Below are 16502 nucleotides of genomic sequence, written 5' to 3'. Positions count from 1 at the left end.
ATGCACAAAGAGGTTAAAACATGCTACTCGGGCCTTTCTACCTTCTTCCAGACCGTCCTGCCTTTGTGGTCCATCAGTTCCACCGAGCGCTGCACCAGCGTTTTGCGTATGTCGTCGGCCTCCCTGAACTTTTTATCCGCCCGCAACCGGTTGCGCTCTGCAACTAGCGCCTCAATCTCCTTTCGCTCCTGCTCGCCGGCTTCCACCACCTTCAGCCCCAGGATGCCCATCATTTTTTCAAACGCCGGGAGCGACGCCCGGGCGACCCCTGCGGTCAGCCTGTCAGACGCTGCAAGCTGGTTTATCCTCGTCACGAATTTCAAGAACGCGGTGAGCGCAAGCGACGTGTTCATGTCGTCGTCCATCGCCGATTCAAAATCTTGCAGCTCGTCTGCCGGCGCCATGGCAGCTTCGCCAAGCTGCTCTGCAGCGGCGCGAAGCTCGTACGCGCACGTCTCTATCTGCCGCCATCGCTGCGCCGACTCTTTCAGGAGGTCGGCAGTATAGTCAAGCGGCTTTGCATAGTGGACCGAAAGACAATAGAGCCTCAGCGTGTTCATGCCCCAGTCAGAGAGCGCCTTTTCAATCGTGACAATGTTGCCAAGCGACTTGCTCATCTTTTGTGAGTTTATAGTCACCATGCCCGAGTGCATCCAGACCCTGGCAAACGGCCTGCCGGTAAAAGCCTCCGACTGGGCTATCTAGTTTTCGTGGTGCGGGAAAACAAGGTCGTGGCCTCCGCCGTGTATCTCAAAGCCGTTTCCGAGGTACTTTAGCGCCATCGCCGAGCACTCGATGTGCCAGCCGGGGCGCCCCTTCCCCCACGGGCTGTCCCAGAAAGGAGGCTCGCTTGAAAACTTCCAGAGCGCAAAGTCCATCGGGTCCTCCTTTGACGCGTCTACTTCAACCCTTGCGCCGGCCTCTAGCTCCTCGACCGGTTTTTTTGATAGCTTGCCGTAGCCGGGAAACGACCTGACCCTGAAATAAACGCCGTTGAGAGTAAGGTAGGCATGCCCCTTGTCCACGAGCCCCTTGATGAGGTCTATCATTTCCTTGATGTGCTCGGTGGCCTTTGGGTGCACGTCTGCTGCCAGCACGTTCAGGCCGGCAAAGTCGCGGAAATACGCGTCGATGTATTTCCTTGAAATCTCCTCCGCTGTCTTGCCTTCCGCTTTTGCGCGGTTGATTATCTTGTCGTCGACATCGGTAAAGTTCTGGACAAACTTTACCCTGTAGCCCTTTGACATCAAATACCTCCTGAGGACATCAAAGACGATGACCGTGCGGGCGTGGCCTATGTGCGAGCTGTCGTAGACAGTCACGCCGCAGACGTACATCCCGACTGTGCCGTCGCGGGGCGAGACCTCTTCAAGTGTGCGGGTCAGGGTGTTGTACAGCTTCACTTTACTTTCAACCGAAAATGGCTCTATTTACCCTTTTACACGTCGACATAGATGTCGCCGCCCTTGACGTCGACCCTGTAGGTGGTCATCTTGACACCCGAAAGGTAGTCGAGAAGCTCGCCGGTGCGTATGTTGTAGTGCCACGAGTGCCAGGGACACTCGACCACCTCGCCGTCGACCTTGCCCGGGGCAATTGGCTTGTCCTGGTGGCGGCAGAGCGCCTCCATGGCGTAGTATTTCCCGCCTGCGTAAAAAAGCGCTATTCTCGTCCCGTTGACGTTTACCTCCTTGCCCGAGTTTTCGGTTATCTCCCCCTGCCGGGCGACCTTGACCAGTGCCAATTCAGATGCACTATCATTTTTGGTTATAAAATTCCATCGGAACAGGAGAGAGACTCCGCCACACCTAAATACGGCGCCCGATGCCTTGATTGCGGATGTCGGCGATCAAGTTTGCCACCGCAGGCATAATCGGGCTTTTCGTGCTTGCCGCAGGCCTGTCGTATTACGGCTACCAGAACACTGTCTACCCGATAGACAGGGCGCTTGGCAACCTCGCAAGGGCGGCTTCTGCCCAGACGCCGTACGACCTTGCAGAGTATATCCGCGCGGCAAAGGCCGACCTTCCAAAGAGCGGCAACCCCGTGTGGGCGTTCCCGACGGCAAGGACCGACTTTGGGCTCATCCAGCTGGAGCTTGACCGCATCCTTTCAAGGGCAAACTCGATAGCGTCGCTTGAGCCCCACAGCAGCGCCTACAGCGCCGGCATGAGTGACATACACGTGACGCTTGTCGCGATGCAGAAGGACATTGTAGACGCCATACCCTACATGTACGTCAGCACGACCAACATGGCGATCAGCGCGGTGTGGATTGCTATCATCCTCGGGCTCTTTGCAGTCATGAGGCGGGGCAAGTCCCGGTTCTCAGAATTCGAGAGCCAGTAAGCCTTATACGCGCTCTTGTCCATTCCAGTGCAATGCCAGACAGCTCGCTTGCAGATACTGGTAAAAAGAGGTACGAGTGGGCGCGCAGGATGATGTCTATTGTCGACAAGGTGGCAAAGGACAAAAATCCGCTTGAAGGCCTGCGGGCCGGCTTTTGCCTTCACGTCACCAAAGAGACATCGGTGCTTGTGATGGCCGCAAAGCGCCTGGGCGCAGAGGCGGCGCTGTGCTCTGCAAACCCGCTTTCTGCGCAGGAAGACATTGCGGCGTTTTTGCGAAGCGAGGGCGTCTCCGTCTATGCGTGGCGTAACGAGACGCAGGCAGAGTACAAAAAGTGCATACGCGACGTGCTTGCGTTTGCGCCCGACATAATCACCGACGACGGCGGTGACCTACACTACGCCGCGCACGCTGCAAAAATCAGGGGCATAATCGGCGGGACGGAAGAGACAACGTCAGGCGTCAAGAGACTGTCTGCGCTTGAGAGATCAAAAAAGCTGTGCTACCCCGTCATTGCCGTGAACAACGCGCGCACAAAGTACCTCTTTGACAACCGCTACGGCACGGGGCAGAGCACTCTCGATGGCATACTCAGGGCGACGGGGATGCTCATCGCCGGCTCTAATGTCGTAGTATGTGGATACGGCTGGGTTGGCAAGGGCGTGGCTGCAAGGGCCCGCGGCATGGGCGCTGCCGTCACGGTGACAGAGGTCGACCCTGTAAAAGCGCTTGAAGCTAGGATGGACGGGTTTTCCGTGATGCCGCTTGCGCATGCCGCAAAACACGGCGATCTCTTTATCACGTGCACGGGGCAGACAGACGTCGTAAGAAAGGAGCATTTTGAAGCGATGAAGGACGGCGCGGTCCTGGCAAACACGGGCCACTTTGACGTTGAGATAGACGTGGCCTACCTCTATCGAAACTTTAGGCCTGCAGAGATCAAGCAAGATGTCGAGCGCTTTGACATTAATGACAAAAAGCTGTATTTGCTATCAAAGGGAAGGGTAGTCAACCTTGTCGCGGCAGAAGGCCACCCGCCGGAAGTAATGGCGATGTCGTTTGCAAACCAGCTTGCCTCCATCCTGCACGTCGCAAAGAACCACAAAAAGATGGAGAAAAAAGTATACCCTGTTCCTGAGAGCATCGACGACGGGATCGCGCGCCTGGCGCTTGAAGCGATGGGCGTGGACATCGACAGGCTGACTGCAAAACAAAAGAGGTACCAGCAAGGTTAAGCGTCCCCTGCCGGTCTAACCTTACATCTGCATTTTCATCTGCAGGTTAAAGCCCATCCTCAGGTTCTCGTGCACCTTCTGGTGCATCGTCGTTATCACCTGCATCCACGGCATCTTGTCCTCTATGCCGATCTTTACCTGCCTCAGAGACATCTTGGCCGTGTCCACAAGCGCAGGGTCGGTCGCGTCGGACTTCTTTATCTTGGTGGAGATGTAAAAGGCCTTTGAGGCAAGCGCTTTGGCTGCATTGTACTGCGCCATCTTCATGGCGCCCGGCTCCATCGTAGAGGTCATGTTGCCCATCTCGCTCATTTTCTTTATGCCGTACGCAAGCTCGTAGGCCAGCCCTTCCTCGACTCCCTGCGAAACCTGGTACTGCAATAATGATTCGCTGAGGACCTTTGCCATCACAAGCGACCAGGTTGCGCTGCTTGCAAGCTCGGCCCTGTCTATCCTTACGCTCACGGCCTCGGCTATCAGGTCCCTGATGTCATGGACCTGCTCCCTTATCTGCGCTGCCGACTGCCTTTCCTCTATAGAGACTGGAAGCTGGCTGAGCGACGCGGAAAGGTCTGTTCCAACCCTTTCGTTCCTTTCCTTTATCTCGCTCATCCACGTGTCAAGAAACGTCGTCGCCTTTTCTGCGTACATCTTGGCCATCTCGCGGTCTGTAAGGTTGGTCCTCGCAAGGTCAAGGTAGGCCTTGGTCATTTCTGTTGCTGCCAAAAACTCGGTTGTTTCAGTTTGCGAAAAATTGTGGGCAAATGCCTTTTGCGCCGGATAGGCGTATGCCAGCCCGGCAAATACCATCGCTGCGACAACCAGCGTCGCAGCGCCTTTTCGTTGCACGATGCTAGCTGCGCGTTTTGAATTAATTGCCATTGTGGTGCATTCGGCGAATGCTCTGATAAGCGGAAGGAATTCTCTGCAATGCAGTGCATTCAGCGTCGATAAATATCGTCTACTCCCATTACAGCGTGATGTATATTCCGCAGCTAAAGAACACTGCCGGCATCACAATAGTCGCCTTCGTTGTTGCTGTGGCTATCAGCCTTGTCTATTACCAGTACTTTTACCTGCCTGAGGCAAACAGAAGGCCGGCGGTTCCGGCAGAGGTCCTCAATCCCCCGGAATCCGTGAAAGTCACCATTGTGGAAGGTTCGTACATCGAAACTCAGGAACGGAATTTTGTGCCCAAGCAGGTCAGGGGAATGCTCGGTGTAGACAACATGATAGTGTGGGTGAACGAAGATACAACCTTTCATAGCGTGACTACCGACACTGGCTACGTCGACCCCATAAACGGCAAATTTGACTCCCTTGACACGATCGGTCTGATAGGTCATGGCGGAACCTACGAGTTTGTCTTTACGCAAACAGGCGAGTATCTCTACCACTGCGAGCCGCATCCCTGGATGACAGGCAAGGTAACAATAGTGGAAAATTTCGCATAAGCGTCTCGCCTTGTCTGGGTCGCTGCCGGGTGATACCTTAAAATCTGGTGCGCGGCTTGGAAAGCCGATGCCGGCAAGTGCGATAATTACAAGCGCCCTCCCCTATGCAAACGGCGAGATACACCTGGGGCACATAGCCTCGACCTACCTGCCGGCAGACATTTTCACGCGCTTTCTGCGCCTCAAGGGCGTTGAAGCATATCATATCTGCGCAAGCGACGACTTTGGGACGCCGATTCTGATAAAGGCCGAAAAGGAGGGCAAAAAGCCCGAGGACTATGTCGCGCACTGGAACAGGCGCGACGCAGAAGACTTTGCGGCAGCCGGCATCTCGTTTGACCTTTTCTACCGCACGAGCTCTCCTGAAAACGTAAAGTTCGTGCAGGACGTGTTCAAAAAGCTCAAGCAGAACGACCACATCTACGAGCACGACGTCGTGCAGTTCTACTGCGAGTTTGACGACAAGTTCTTGCCAGACCGCTACGTCGTCGGTAAATGTCCATTTTGCGGCGCCGACAACCAGTATTCCGACCTGTGCGAAAAATGCGGCAGGGTGCCTGACGAGATACTGGAGCCCAAGTGCGCCATCTGCGGCAGGCCGCCGGTGAAAAAGCAGAGCACGCACTATTTCTTCAAGCTCTCCAACTTTTCGCAGGAGCTGAAAAAGTGGCTTTCAGAAAACGCCAGGCTGCAGACAGATGTCAAGAACTATGTTATCAACTGGATAAACGAGGGGCTACAGGACTGGGACATCACCCGCGACCTCTCGTGGGGCGTGCCTATACCGCTCGACGAGGCAAAGGGCAAGGTGTTCTACGGCTGGTTTGACAACCACCTGTGCTACATATCGACCGCTGCGAAGCTGATAGAGGAAAAGGGCGGCGACGGCAAAAAGTTCTGGAACGGCTCTGACATCTACCACTTTATCGGCAAGGACATCGTTTATCATCATTACCTGTTCTTGCCGGCGATGAGGATGGGCATAAACAGGGAGTACAAGCTTCCAGACTACATCCCCACGCGCGGGCACCTGATGCTGCAGAACCAGAAGATATCAAAGAGCCGCAACTGGTACATCGGGCTTCGGGATTTTGTGTCGGTGTTCAACCCCGACTATCTGCGCTTTTACATGGCGTCTATTGTGACGTACTCGCAGGACGACCTGAACTTTGACTTTGACGCCTTTGCAGAAAAGATAAACAACGAGCTGATAGCAAACGTGGGCAACTTTGTCAACAGGGCGCTCTCGTTCACGCAAAAGTCGTTTGCAGGCAGGGTGCCGGAGGCAGGCACGCTTGCGCAGGACGACAGCGAGATCAAAGACGCGGTCGCTGCAGCTGTGAAGGAAACAGGCGAGCTCTTGTCTGCAAACGAGACCGACAGGGCGCTCAGGAGGATCCTTGCGCTCAGCAACCAGCTTAACCAGTACTTCCAGAAGAAAAAGCCCTGGAGCGAGAAAGATACTGCAGCAGCCACGCTCTACGTCGCCGTGAACGCGGCAAGGTCTCTTGCCATCCTGCTTGCGCCTTTCATACCGTTCTCTGCTGAAAAGATGTGGTCGCAGCTCGGCCTGCAGGGAAGCGTGCATAAACAAAGCTGGGACTCTGCCGGCCAGTTTGCCATACTCGCAGGCCACGCCCTTGGCAGGGTGGAGCCACTCTTCAAGAAGCTAGAGGCAAAGGAAATAGAGGAGCAGAAGGCAAAGCTGGGTAGGAAATGAAGCGCGGGCTTGTAGCTGGCAGGTTCCAGCCGTTCCACAACGGGCACCTTGCGCTTGCAAGGCAGGTGCTCTCCGAGTGCGACGAGCTGATAATAGTGGTGGGGAGCGCCCAGTTCAACTTTATCGACAAGGACCCGTTCACCGCCGGCGAGCGGGTGCTCATGATCCACAACGCGCTTGCAGACGACGGAATCGACCTGTCAAGGTGCTACATCGTGCCATACCACAACGACGAGAACAACGCCCGGTGGCTCGGATACCTCAGGTCACAGGTTCCGCCCTTTGACGTCATCTACTCCGGAAACGAGTTTGTCGCGCACCTCGCAGGCGCGCTTGACAGGTCGCTTGCCGTGAAAAAGCCGGCGTTTGAGAAGAAAAAAGAGTACAACGGCACCAGCATACGCCGCCTCATCGCGTCAGGCAGGCCCTGGAAGCACCTCGTGCCCCGCGCAGTCGCAAAGGTGATAGAGGAGGTGGACGGCGCGCAAAGGATAAAGATGCTTGCCAGGTCCAACACCAACCCTGCGAGGTGGTAAGATGGCAAGAGGCCTGAGGGCGTGCCCCGTCTGCCCCGCTTGCGGCTCTAAAAAGTTCAGGATAGTTGACAGGAGCGGCGAAAAGGTGACAGTAGAGTGCATCTCATGCAGCAGGCGGATAACAGTCTAAGACTTTTTCATACATTGTTAGAACTTTTCAAGTCAATGGCTTAACCCGAATCCGGCGAACCGTCGTTGGATGGCCGAGGAGATAATTACCTACCTCCCACTGATGGGTGTGCTGTTCAGTTCCATGGGCGTGTCCTTCGTGTTCAAGGACTACATCGCAGACGTCCTCGCCTATTTCGTGATAAGAAAGACAAAGGACATCAAGGAAGGAAGCAGGATCAAGATGACTGCTGCAGGCATCACGACAAAGGGCGACATCATGCACATGGGGCTTTTGCGCACGACTCTGATGGAGGTGGGAGACGGCGAGCGCCTTCCGTCTGTCAGGACCGGCCGGCTGATAAAGGTGCCAAACTTTATGCTCATAAACAACCCCGTGATGGTCTATGGCGACACGATAATCGACGAGGTCGTGTCGTACATACCCAGGCCGTACCCCGACTCGCTCCTCCTCGTAGAGAGCATGAAGGACGCCATCATAAGCAACGGCCACGGGCTCATCGACGTGGGTCTGTACCAGAAGGACGACAGGCTGGTCATCCACGGAGTGTTTGAGGTAAAGACGAGCGAGATGGCCGACGAGCGCAGCAAGATCCTCAGGGACTTTTTGATAAAGAGCAGGCAGATAACCGCCGGCGCCGTGCCCATCATGCAGGATGCCGCGCCCAAGCCAAAGCCCGATCAGAAAGCAGAAGAAGAGAAGGTCGCCATACCGCTTGCAAACGCCGAAGTTGACGGCTAGTCAGCCGTGGCTGACTTGGCAAGTCTCAGGTTGCTGCCTGTTTTAAATAGAAACCTGCGGTAGAAAATGCGTATTGACAGGAGAGCTGAAGGTGCTCGGCGTGGCCGGCAGCATGAGGGAGAACTCGTACAGCCTCAAGGTGCTAAGGATGGCGCTTGAAGAGGCGCAAAAGCGCGGTGCGCAAACGCGCCTGCTTGCGCTCAGGGAAGCGGACTTGCCGATGTACGCGCCAAACGCAAGCTCGCCTGCTCTTGAAAAAGTCACAAAAGAAGTCGAGTGGGCCGACGCGTTCATACTTGCGTCGCCTGACTACCACGGCTCCATGTCCGGCCTGCTGAAGAACTTTCTCGACCACTTTTACGAGGAGTTTGCCGGCAAGCTGTTCGGCTACGTCGTTGCGTCGCACGAAAAGGGGTTGACTGTAATGGATCAGATGCGAACAGCTGTCAGGCAGTGCTACGGCTGGAGCCTGCCTTACGGGGTGTCGATAAGCGGCGTGCAGGACTTTACCGACGGCAGGCTGACAAACGAGCACATCGAGAAGAGGATAAGGACGATGGCCCGCGACCTTGTAGTTTACGGCAATATGATAAAGACGCAGTTTGCGCAGGACCTTGCCGGTGCAGAAGAGGAGACGTTTGCGGCGCGCTACCGGCAGGCGTGACCCGGTTTTTCGATAGCTGGTCGATTTAAGCTCTTTTGCCGTATACACCGCCATGATTCCGGTGGATGAAAACGTGCTTGTGAGCGCGGTGGAAAAGGTGAGCGGAAGCGTAGTGAACATCGCAAGCGTGCGCATGATGCACGACCAGCTTTTCCGGGTCTTCCCGGTGGAAGGCGTGGGCTCTGGCGTCATCATCGACAGCGACGGGCACATACTGACAAACAACCACGTGATCGACGACGCAGAAAGATTGAAGGTGACATTGGCAGACGGTAGGGTGCTGAGGGGCAGGGTTGTGGGAAGCGACGAGACGACAGACCTTGCGGTGATAAAAGTGGAGGCCGACGCGCCGCTGCCGGTGGCACAGCTTGGCGACTCTGCTGCGCTGAAGGCGGGGCAGATCGTGATTGCAATAGGCAACCCGTTCGGGCTTACAGGCGGGCCGGCAGTCACTGCAGGCATCGTCAGTTCACTGGACAGGAGCATACAGACCAGGACCGGCGTGCTTGAGCTGATACAGACAGATGCTGCCATAAACCCGGGCAACTCGGGCGGACCCCTTGTCAACACCAAGGGCGAGGTTGTCGCAATAAACACCGCCAACATGCCGTACGCGCAGGGCATCGGCTTTGCAGTGCCGGTAAACACCGCAAAGGAGATCCTGAAGGAACTGGTCGAGCGCGGCAAGGTGAGCAGGCCCTGGATCGGGATTGCTTCTGTCAAGGTGACGCCTAAAGTGGCGAGGTACTACGGCCTAAGTGCAGAGGGTGCGCTTGTAGCTGGAGTGGAGCCGTACAGCCCGGCAGACGACGCGGGCTTGCGCAGGGGCGACGTGATAGAGCAGGTTGATGGCGAGAGGATAGAGGAGCCGTCGCAGATTGCAGGCGCAGTCAAGAAAAAGAAGGTGAACGACACCGTCACTGTGACTGTCAACAGGTACGGGCGGCAGTTCCAGGTGGGGGTCCAGGTGGACGAGCGCCCCTGAGCCAGCCGGACTTATTTTATTTAATGATTATCTGTAAAAAAAAGCAGAGAAAATTTGCTATATTTTGCATACTCAAGGGATAATTATTTCACAATAGTAAATCGCCTGTGCTTGTGAGGTTGCTGTTAGTATCGGCTTTGTCGGCTCTAATTCCATCGACATACTTGTTATCAGACAATCAGAAGGCGACAGCATTTCTATCAGCATCTGATACGGAATTGCCGGGTGGTGGGGCTTTTTTCTGCACATCGGAACAAGTCGCATGGATATCGGTCTTGGATGTCACAGTTAACAATACTGACAACAAGTTTGTCATTGCAACTGTAGGCGGCCCTTCAGGCGGCATATATGATATGGAGTTGATGCTAGAATCTCCCGGTGGTTCAAATTATGATCACGCATTTGCTCACACTGATGGCGACAGACATGCTGCATTGACTTGGACGGGTACTTCATCAGGGCAATACGAAGTAAGGATCCAGTCCACAGGTGCAGACAATGTCTGTTTGTATGATATTCAGTCCGACCTGAGGATAATGTACGAGTGATTATCATGAAAAATCCTACAACAAAAAAATCAACTTACATTTTCATTGGATTTGGAGTTATTGCTGCAGCGACTATTGCAGCGGTATTACTTGGATATAACAACGCTAGCTACATGCAACCTAGTGTGTCAGTACCAAGAGAAACCACGATAGGAACATCAGCCAGCAATGAGGCAGTTGCGCAGACGGCTCCAGAACTAACGGGCAATCTTACAGTTTACATTATTGCGGCTCCAGAAGGAATAGATGCCTACGAGGCCATCAATAACATGAAGGATGCTATGCCTTTCTATAGCACAATGGCAAAATCTGGTTACGGAGCTTCCCCTAGAGGCCAGACTACATATCAGGAAATCGAAATTACATGGGATAATGATGTGGATGGATTTGCGAAAGGTGAAAAGGTCGTAAGAGAAGTTGTTGTAAAACCTCCCGAGACAGTCAAGTTTTACATTGATACCGAATTAAAGAGATCGGACGGTTCGCCAGTAACCAGAAATGATTTCAGAGAGGATTATGCGTTTGGAAGCGGCGGAATCACATGCTGCGGAGTGGACCTGAATGATGGGACTGGGTTTAGTGCCGCATTTTTTGTGACCGACCAGGCGTATGATTCACAGGTGATGGAAGCGATTCCGAACATAAAGAATGCGTTGAATAATACGGTTCAATATTCCGGTCCTTAAATACCATCAAGCGCTACTTCCAAACACTTTTTTGATAGGAGCGCAAAGAGACTCCAAGTGTCAGACGACTTTTCAATGGACGAGCTCACAAAAGAGCTTGACCGGCAAAGCGCGCGCATAAGGATCTCAAAGGACACGCGCAGGTTCAACAAGCCGGTCACGATAATATCAGGCCTGCAGGACAACAAGGACGCTCCTGCAATAACCAAGAAATTAAAGACAAAGATAGGGACAGGTGGCACGTTCAAGGACGGCCAGATAATGCTGCAGGGAGATCACCGCGAGGCGGCAAAAGCCATGCTCGTCTCGATGGGCTTTGAGGAAGACTCTATAGAAGTGATGTAGTCCCGCGTCAGGCGCTTCCCTTTCCTGCCTCTCTTGGATCCGGAGTCGTTATCGCAGGCGCGGCTTTTCTGCCGGCCACAAAGAGCGCCATGCCGACTGACGCAAGCGACACGGCTGCCGAGGTGACAAATATCAAGTTGTAGGCAGCCTCCGCCGGGAACGTGCCTGCGACTCCCGGCACCGACCCCTGGTACGTCTCCTGCAGTATCCCGGAAAGCGCCGGCCCGACTGACATGCCCACAAGGTTGAGGAGGAGCGTCATCCCAAGCGCGATGCCTGTCATCTGCATGGGCACGGAAACGAGTATCACGTTGAACGCGCCGGCAATGGAGAGCGCCAGGCCGGCTGCAAGTATGGTCAGCCCGAACGAGACCTCGCTTTCAGTCGAGTGGAACATCAGCAGGATGAAAAAGCCGGCCGCGCTGATTATGGTTCCGGCAAGCGTCAGCCGCGTGTTCTTTATCCTGCTCAGCATGAATCCTGACAGTACGGTGCCTGCAAGCAGGACCAGCATGAAGGGCAGCTGCACGCTTGCAACTGCAAGCACGTCGCCCCCGAATCCCAGCGGCTCGGGGCTCCTCACCATGATAGGCATCGTGAGGTATACCATGAAGATCGACATGAAAGTCAGGAGGAGTATTAGAGTCGGCGGGAGGAAGCTCTTGCTTGTCATCAGCTTTAAGTCAAGCAGCGGCATGCGCACCCTCTTTTCGATGGCGATGAATCCCACAAGCGACACTCCTGAGGCGGCAAAGAGCCCGGCAGTCATGTATTCTGCGCCGGCGCTCCGGCTTTCCAGAAACGTGATGCCTGCCAAGAATGTGATTATCGTGGCCGTAAGGGTGAGCGTCCCTTTCAGGTCTATCGACCTGTCCGGCGGGCCGGCGGCCTCCATGCCGGGATAAGGCACAGGTGCAGGGACGCGCACGAACTTTACTATGGCAAGCCAGAGCCCTATCGCAAACGGGAGTATAGCCACAAATGTCGACTGCCAGCCAAAGTTCTGGATAAGCGCAGCCCCGCCCACGAGGCCGACGACCGCGCCGCCGGAGAACGTGGAGCTGAATATGGTCTGGCCTATCGCAAGCCTCTTCTCCGGCAGGACTTCTCTTATTATTCCAAAGGCTATCGGGAACATGGCCATGCCGACGCCCTGCGCGGCCCTTGCCGCAAGCATGGTTTCCATGCCGGTGGCAAACCGCCCCCCGATGACGCCCAGCAGGTAGATCCCCATCACTATGAGGAGTATCTTTTTCTTGCCATAGATGTCAGACAGTCTTCCGCCGATAGGGGTCATGACTGCCGCCGCTATGATGTAGGCCGAAAGGAGCCACGAGGAGGCGCTGTACGAGATGTTAAAATCGCGGATGAAATCCGGGATGGCAGGCAGTATCATGGTCTCGTCGAACATGACTATCAGGCCCAGGCAGCTAAGGATGGCAAGAATCAGCCATCCTGAACTATTTCCGCCCTGTTTCTCTACGCCGGCCACCTCCCGATCAACAACCCCTGGGATAAAAGGCGTTGCTCCCCAAAGGGAGGTCAACGCGTGACGGCATAAAGCGGAATGAGGTAAAAGCTTGCGCTTCCATGTGGCCCGACAACTTATGACGCGCCCATCTAATAAATATACTGACCGGTCAGTCAGTTATTTCTTACTTCAAGTCCCGCATGCAAGCAGCCTGGCGCCTCCCCAAGGGGAGCAACGCCTTTTATTCTATCTTGCCCCATTGCACCCATGAACACGACGACAGCGCAAAAAATCACACCGTTCCTGTGGTTTGACAGCAACGCCGAAGAAGCAGCCAGGTTCTACACGTCCGTTTTCAAGAACTCGAGGATAGTAAAGACAGCCCGGTACGGAGAAGCAGGCGCAGAAGCTTCTGGAAGGCAGGAAGGATCCGTGATGAGCGTGACGTTTGAGCTTGAAGGGCAGCGGTTCGTCGCGCTCAACGGAGGCCCGGTGTTCAAGTTCAATCCGGCGATTTCGCTTTTTGTCAGCTGCGAAACGCAGGAGGAAGTCGACAAGCTGTGGGGCAGGCTCACCGAAGGCGGCAAGGAAGTGCAGTGCGGCTGGCTGGAGGACAGGTTCGGCGTGTCGTGGCAGATAGTCCCTTCCATACTTGACGAGATGGTGCACAGCAAGGACGAAAGGAAGGCCGAAAACGCCATAAAGGCGATGCTGCAGATGAAAAAGCTTGACATGGCGGCCCTGAAAAAGGCCTACGCGGAGTGATGCGAGATGACCAAGGTGTTTGTCAACCTGCCGGTCAGGGACCTGAAAAAGACCAAGGAGTTCTTTGGCAGGCTCAGGTTTTCGTTCAACCCGATGTTCACCGACGACAACGCGGCGTGCATGGTGATAAGCGAGGACAACTATGCCATGCTGCTGGCTGACAAGTTCTTCATGGGCTTTATCCCCGGCAGGGAGATCTGCGACGCCGAAAGCACCGAGGTGCTGGTCGCGCTCTCGCTTGACAGCCGCGCAGAGGTGGACGAGATAGTGAGTAAAGCAGTCGCAGCCGGCGGCTCTGAATACAGGGAAAAGCAGGACTACGGCTGGATGTACGGCCGGGCGTTCAAGGACATCAACGGCCACATCTGGGAGCCGTTTTACATGGACATGGACGCAATCCCGGAAGAAATGAAGAACAAAAAGTGACTATGCAGCGGTAGGGAAAGGCTTACCTGCTAACCGGACGGAAACTGGACTGTTTAAATCCCAATACCGCATAATACCTGCCAGTGGAAAAGGAGCAGGCCGGGAAGGAGGTCAAGGAGATCCCCAGCGGCAAGCAGGCGGTTCTAGTTCAAAAGGAAGAGATCTCGACTGATGACCTGCACAACAACGACACCAAGGTGCTTGCGCTCCTCAACGAGGCAGGCTCGAACTACTCGTTCAAGGGCATAATGCGCAGGCTTGGGATCCACCAGCAGAGCCTCGCAAGGGCGCTCCGCAGGTTGGAAGAGATGGGCCTTGTCGAGAAATCAAAAGTTGGATACCACCTCAGCAAGACCGGCGCAAATGCGGTCGCGACAAAAGTCGAGCCAAAGGGCAGGCAGTACGTGCAGCTTCTCCAGAGCTATATCCCGGTCGACATCAGGCCGGCAGAGATTGTGCGGGCGCTTGTGGGCAGGTGGTTCAAGAACCTGCGCTGGGTAGGCCTCATCGAGAGCGCCACAGGATTTACGCTCCAGTGGTCAAGCGACGACGGCTCGTTCCAGATAAACCTCCGGATGGTCTCCGACTACATCGTCATAGAGACGAACGCGTCGACAGAGCGCGAGAAGCTGCAGTCGATGATAGGCTCGTACGCGATATACGAGCAGATTACCAAAGCCCTGCAGGACAGGCTGGTGCCCGGCAACGCCTACGGCTTCCGCGCGCCTGTCAACAACTAGCTGTGACCTGATTCTGCCATACCCGGTCAATTAATGCAGTCCATTCCATAATAGATCAAATGACAACGATAGTCGGTATCAAGACCCGCGAGGGAGTCGTGCTCGGCTCCGACAAGAGGGCGAGCAAGGGCTTTTTCATCGGGTCCAAGATAACGCAGAAAATAGCGAAAATAGACGACACGCTGGCAATAGCCATAGCGGGACAGCTGTCAGACGCAGAGTACCTGATAAAGGTGGCAAAGGCCGAGCGCAAGCTGATGGAGCTTCGCAGGGGCTTTCCGCTGACAGTCAGAGAATCTGCGCGGCTGATAGCAAACCTGGCGTACTCGGGACTGAAGAACTACCAGCCCTACTTTGTTGAGCTGCTGGTGGCGGGAGTCGACGAGGAAGGGCCCCACGTGGTGACTGCCGATATGTCCGGCGCGGTGATAGAAGAGGAATTTGCCTCGTCCGGCTCGGGCTCGCCCATAGCGTACGGCGTGCTAGAGAGCGTGTACAGGGCTGACCTGACAAACGACGAGGCAAAAGAAGTGGCCGCAAAGGCAGTCAGGGCGGCGATGGAGCGGGATCCCGGCTCGGGAAACGGCGTCGACACGCTTGTCATCCCAAAGCTGGTCAGGGCGGAGGCGGTCTAGATGGCTGAAAACCAGGCGTTTGGAAGGTACCCGTCATTCTACGGGCCGGAAGGCAGGCTGGTGCTCGTAGACAGCGCGCTTGAAGCCGTAAGCCGCGGATCGACGACAATCGGCATCAAGACGCCCAGGTTTGCGCTGATAGCAAGCCACATCAAGCCGATACGGCCGCTGATGGAGCCGACTGAAAAGATATTTGCAATCGACGGCCATGTCGGGGCGACAGGCTCTGGCTACATAGGCGACATCCTGCAGCTCATAGACGAGCTGCGGCTGCAGGCGCAAAAGCACCGGCTGAGCTTCGAGAGCCCTGCCGACATCGGGTCGCTTGCGCAGCACCTCGGAAGCTACCTGCACAACTACACGATATACGCGGTGAGGCCGCAGGCGGCGTCGGTGATAATCGCAGGCGCGGACCAGACAGGCGTGCACATGTACCAGGTGGACCCAAGCGGCACATACTTCCGTGGAGCCGGCTTTGCCATTGGACAATCTGCAGACAGCGCGCTTGACGTGATTCAGCGCGAGTACAGCGCCGACATGACAGTCGAGCAGGCGACGCAGCTTGCGAACAAGGCGATAGAAAAGGCGCTTGGTGAGCGGCCGGTAGTCGAGGTGGGCGTGGTGAGGGAGGGCCAGTTTAAGAAGCTGTAGCCCCTTCTTTTTTTGCCTCTGCCGCGACCGGGCTCTTCCAGCGGCTGACCCAGCGCACCAGTTCTTTTATTATCACTTCAAGCTCCTTTGCCTGCGGCGTCAGGCTGTACTCCACGCGGGGCGGCACCTCGGGGTAGATCTTTTTAGACACTAGGCCTTCCCTTTCAAGTTCCAGCAGCCGCTCTGAAAGCACGGTGCTACTGATGCCGGCAAGCGCCCTCTTCAGCTCGTTGAAGCGTATGGTTTCCTTTGTGCTCAGGTTCTTTATTATGAGGAGCGACCAGCGCCTTCCAAGGATGCTCCAGATGTCGATGACAGGGCAAGAGACGTCCTGTTTGGGGTCAGATGGTGCTTCAGACATACCTGGTAAGAAATACTTACCGACTAATAAACATAGTAACCTTTAGTTCAGTTCGACACT

The 16502-nt window shown here is 55.3% G+C and carries 22 protein-coding genes and 1 pseudogene; 17 read left to right on the top strand and 6 right to left on the bottom strand.

Annotated elements, in window-relative coordinates:
* Window positions 1-23 precede the first annotated feature (23 nt).
* From HXY31_RS03380 to HXY31_RS03370, 3 genes and pseudogenes are all read right to left on the bottom strand, one after another.
* Window positions 24-365, bottom strand: coding sequence for a DALR domain-containing protein (locus HXY31_RS03380; protein ID WP_292639968.1), 342 nt, complete (start codon window positions 363-365; stop codon window positions 24-26).
* A 126-nt stretch (window positions 366-491) separates the two neighbouring features.
* Window positions 492-1403: pseudogene (gene cysS, locus HXY31_RS03375) on the bottom strand (cysteine--tRNA ligase); the annotation flags it as partial.
* A 35-nt stretch (window positions 1404-1438) separates the two neighbouring features.
* Window positions 1439-1744 (bottom strand): Rieske 2Fe-2S domain-containing protein, encoded by a 306-nt coding sequence (locus HXY31_RS03370; RefSeq protein ID WP_292639650.1) that lies wholly within the window; start codon window positions 1742-1744, stop codon window positions 1439-1441.
* A gap of 95 nt (window positions 1745-1839) precedes the next feature.
* Between HXY31_RS03370 and HXY31_RS03365 the strand changes: the two genes are divergently transcribed.
* Entirely contained in the window at window positions 1840-2349 is a 510-nt protein-coding gene (locus tag HXY31_RS03365; RefSeq protein ID WP_292639648.1) for a hypothetical protein, read from the top strand.
* Window positions 2350-2381: 32 nt separating this feature from the next.
* Window positions 2382-3584, top strand: a complete 1203-nt coding sequence (locus HXY31_RS03360) for an adenosylhomocysteinase (RefSeq protein WP_292639645.1) — start codon at window positions 2382-2384, stop codon at window positions 3582-3584.
* A gap of 21 nt (window positions 3585-3605) precedes the next feature.
* Here the strand turns inward: HXY31_RS03360 and HXY31_RS03355 are convergent, their stop codons facing one another.
* Window positions 3606-4295 (bottom strand): hypothetical protein, encoded by a 690-nt coding sequence (locus HXY31_RS03355; RefSeq protein ID WP_292639643.1) that lies wholly within the window; start codon window positions 4293-4295, stop codon window positions 3606-3608.
* Between the two features lie 269 nt (window positions 4296-4564).
* Between HXY31_RS03355 and HXY31_RS03350 the strand changes: the two genes are divergently transcribed.
* The 10 genes from HXY31_RS03350 to HXY31_RS03305 all read left to right on the top strand — a co-directional run bounded on the left by HXY31_RS03350 (window position 4565) and on the right by HXY31_RS03305 (window position 11393).
* Window positions 4565-5038, top strand: coding sequence for a plastocyanin/azurin family copper-binding protein (locus HXY31_RS03350; RefSeq protein WP_292639966.1), 474 nt, complete (start codon window positions 4565-4567; stop codon window positions 5036-5038).
* A 67-nt stretch (window positions 5039-5105) separates the two neighbouring features.
* Window positions 5106-6758 (top strand): methionine--tRNA ligase, encoded by a 1653-nt coding sequence (gene metG, locus HXY31_RS03345; RefSeq protein ID WP_292639641.1) that lies wholly within the window; start codon window positions 5106-5108, stop codon window positions 6756-6758.
* Window positions 6755-7294 carry a nicotinamide-nucleotide adenylyltransferase gene (locus HXY31_RS03340; protein WP_292639639.1) on the top strand — a complete coding sequence of 180 codons (540 nt, stop codon included), beginning with the start codon at window positions 6755-6757 and terminating at the stop codon, window positions 7292-7294. The genes metG and HXY31_RS03340 overlap by 4 nt, the downstream gene beginning before the upstream one ends.
* A 1-nt stretch (window position 7295) precedes the next feature.
* Window positions 7296-7424 (top strand): hypothetical protein, encoded by a 129-nt coding sequence (locus HXY31_RS03335; RefSeq protein WP_292639637.1) that lies wholly within the window; start codon window positions 7296-7298, stop codon window positions 7422-7424.
* Between the two features lie 69 nt (window positions 7425-7493).
* Complete coding sequence (locus HXY31_RS03330) at window positions 7494-8165, top strand: mechanosensitive ion channel (protein ID WP_292639635.1); 672 nt, start codon at window positions 7494-7496, stop codon at window positions 8163-8165.
* Between the two features lie 73 nt (window positions 8166-8238).
* Window positions 8239-8829 (top strand): NAD(P)H-dependent oxidoreductase, encoded by a 591-nt coding sequence (locus tag HXY31_RS03325; protein WP_292639632.1) that lies wholly within the window; start codon window positions 8239-8241, stop codon window positions 8827-8829.
* A 52-nt stretch (window positions 8830-8881) separates the two neighbouring features.
* Window positions 8882-9814, top strand: a complete 933-nt coding sequence (locus tag HXY31_RS03320; RefSeq protein WP_292639630.1) for a trypsin-like peptidase domain-containing protein — start codon at window positions 8882-8884, stop codon at window positions 9812-9814.
* Window positions 9815-9921: 107 nt separating this feature from the next.
* Window positions 9922-10362 carry a hypothetical protein gene (locus tag HXY31_RS03315; protein ID WP_292639628.1) on the top strand — a complete coding sequence of 147 codons (441 nt, stop codon included), beginning with the start codon at window positions 9922-9924 and terminating at the stop codon, window positions 10360-10362.
* A 5-nt stretch (window positions 10363-10367) separates the two neighbouring features.
* Window positions 10368-11048, top strand: coding sequence for a hypothetical protein (locus tag HXY31_RS03310; RefSeq protein ID WP_292639627.1), 681 nt, complete (start codon window positions 10368-10370; stop codon window positions 11046-11048).
* 57 nt (window positions 11049-11105) lie between these two features.
* Window positions 11106-11393 carry a stress response translation initiation inhibitor YciH gene (locus HXY31_RS03305; RefSeq protein ID WP_292639625.1) on the top strand — a complete coding sequence of 96 codons (288 nt, stop codon included), beginning with the start codon at window positions 11106-11108 and terminating at the stop codon, window positions 11391-11393.
* 7 nt (window positions 11394-11400) lie between these two features.
* Here HXY31_RS03305 and HXY31_RS03300 read toward each other — a convergent pair whose 3' ends face one another.
* Window positions 11401-12885, bottom strand: coding sequence for an MFS transporter (locus HXY31_RS03300; RefSeq protein ID WP_292639622.1), 1485 nt, complete (start codon window positions 12883-12885; stop codon window positions 11401-11403).
* 246 nt (window positions 12886-13131) lie between these two features.
* On the opposite strand from HXY31_RS03300, the gene HXY31_RS03295 reads away from it, so the two are divergent.
* The 5 genes from HXY31_RS03295 to HXY31_RS03275 all read left to right on the top strand — a co-directional run bounded on the left by HXY31_RS03295 (window position 13132) and on the right by HXY31_RS03275 (window position 16081).
* Window positions 13132-13629, top strand: a complete 498-nt coding sequence (locus HXY31_RS03295; RefSeq protein WP_292639620.1) for a VOC family protein — start codon at window positions 13132-13134, stop codon at window positions 13627-13629.
* A 6-nt stretch (window positions 13630-13635) separates the two neighbouring features.
* Complete coding sequence (locus HXY31_RS03290) at window positions 13636-14055, top strand: hypothetical protein (RefSeq protein WP_292639618.1); 420 nt, start codon at window positions 13636-13638, stop codon at window positions 14053-14055.
* 83 nt (window positions 14056-14138) lie between these two features.
* Window positions 14139-14795 carry a DUF2250 domain-containing protein gene (locus tag HXY31_RS03285; RefSeq protein WP_292639615.1) on the top strand — a complete coding sequence of 219 codons (657 nt, stop codon included), beginning with the start codon at window positions 14139-14141 and terminating at the stop codon, window positions 14793-14795.
* Window positions 14796-14854: 59 nt separating this feature from the next.
* Entirely contained in the window at window positions 14855-15430 is a 576-nt protein-coding gene (locus tag HXY31_RS03280) for a proteasome subunit beta (protein ID WP_292639613.1), read from the top strand.
* Window positions 15431-16081, top strand: coding sequence for a hypothetical protein (locus tag HXY31_RS03275; RefSeq protein ID WP_292639611.1), 651 nt, complete (start codon window positions 15431-15433; stop codon window positions 16079-16081).
* Here the strand turns inward: HXY31_RS03275 and HXY31_RS03270 are convergent.
* Complete coding sequence (locus HXY31_RS03270; protein ID WP_292639609.1) at window positions 16068-16442, bottom strand: helix-turn-helix domain-containing protein; 375 nt, start codon at window positions 16440-16442, stop codon at window positions 16068-16070. The genes HXY31_RS03275 and HXY31_RS03270 overlap by 14 nt on opposite strands.
* Between the last annotated feature and the right edge of the window lie 60 nt (window positions 16443-16502).

This window comes from Nitrososphaera sp. (assembly GCF_013388945.1).
In the GTDB taxonomy this organism is placed as follows: domain Archaea; phylum Thermoproteota; class Nitrososphaeria; order Nitrososphaerales; family Nitrososphaeraceae; genus Nitrososphaera.
The sequence above is the reverse complement of the archived record's forward strand: the minus strand, read 5'-3'. Positions and strand labels throughout refer to the sequence as shown.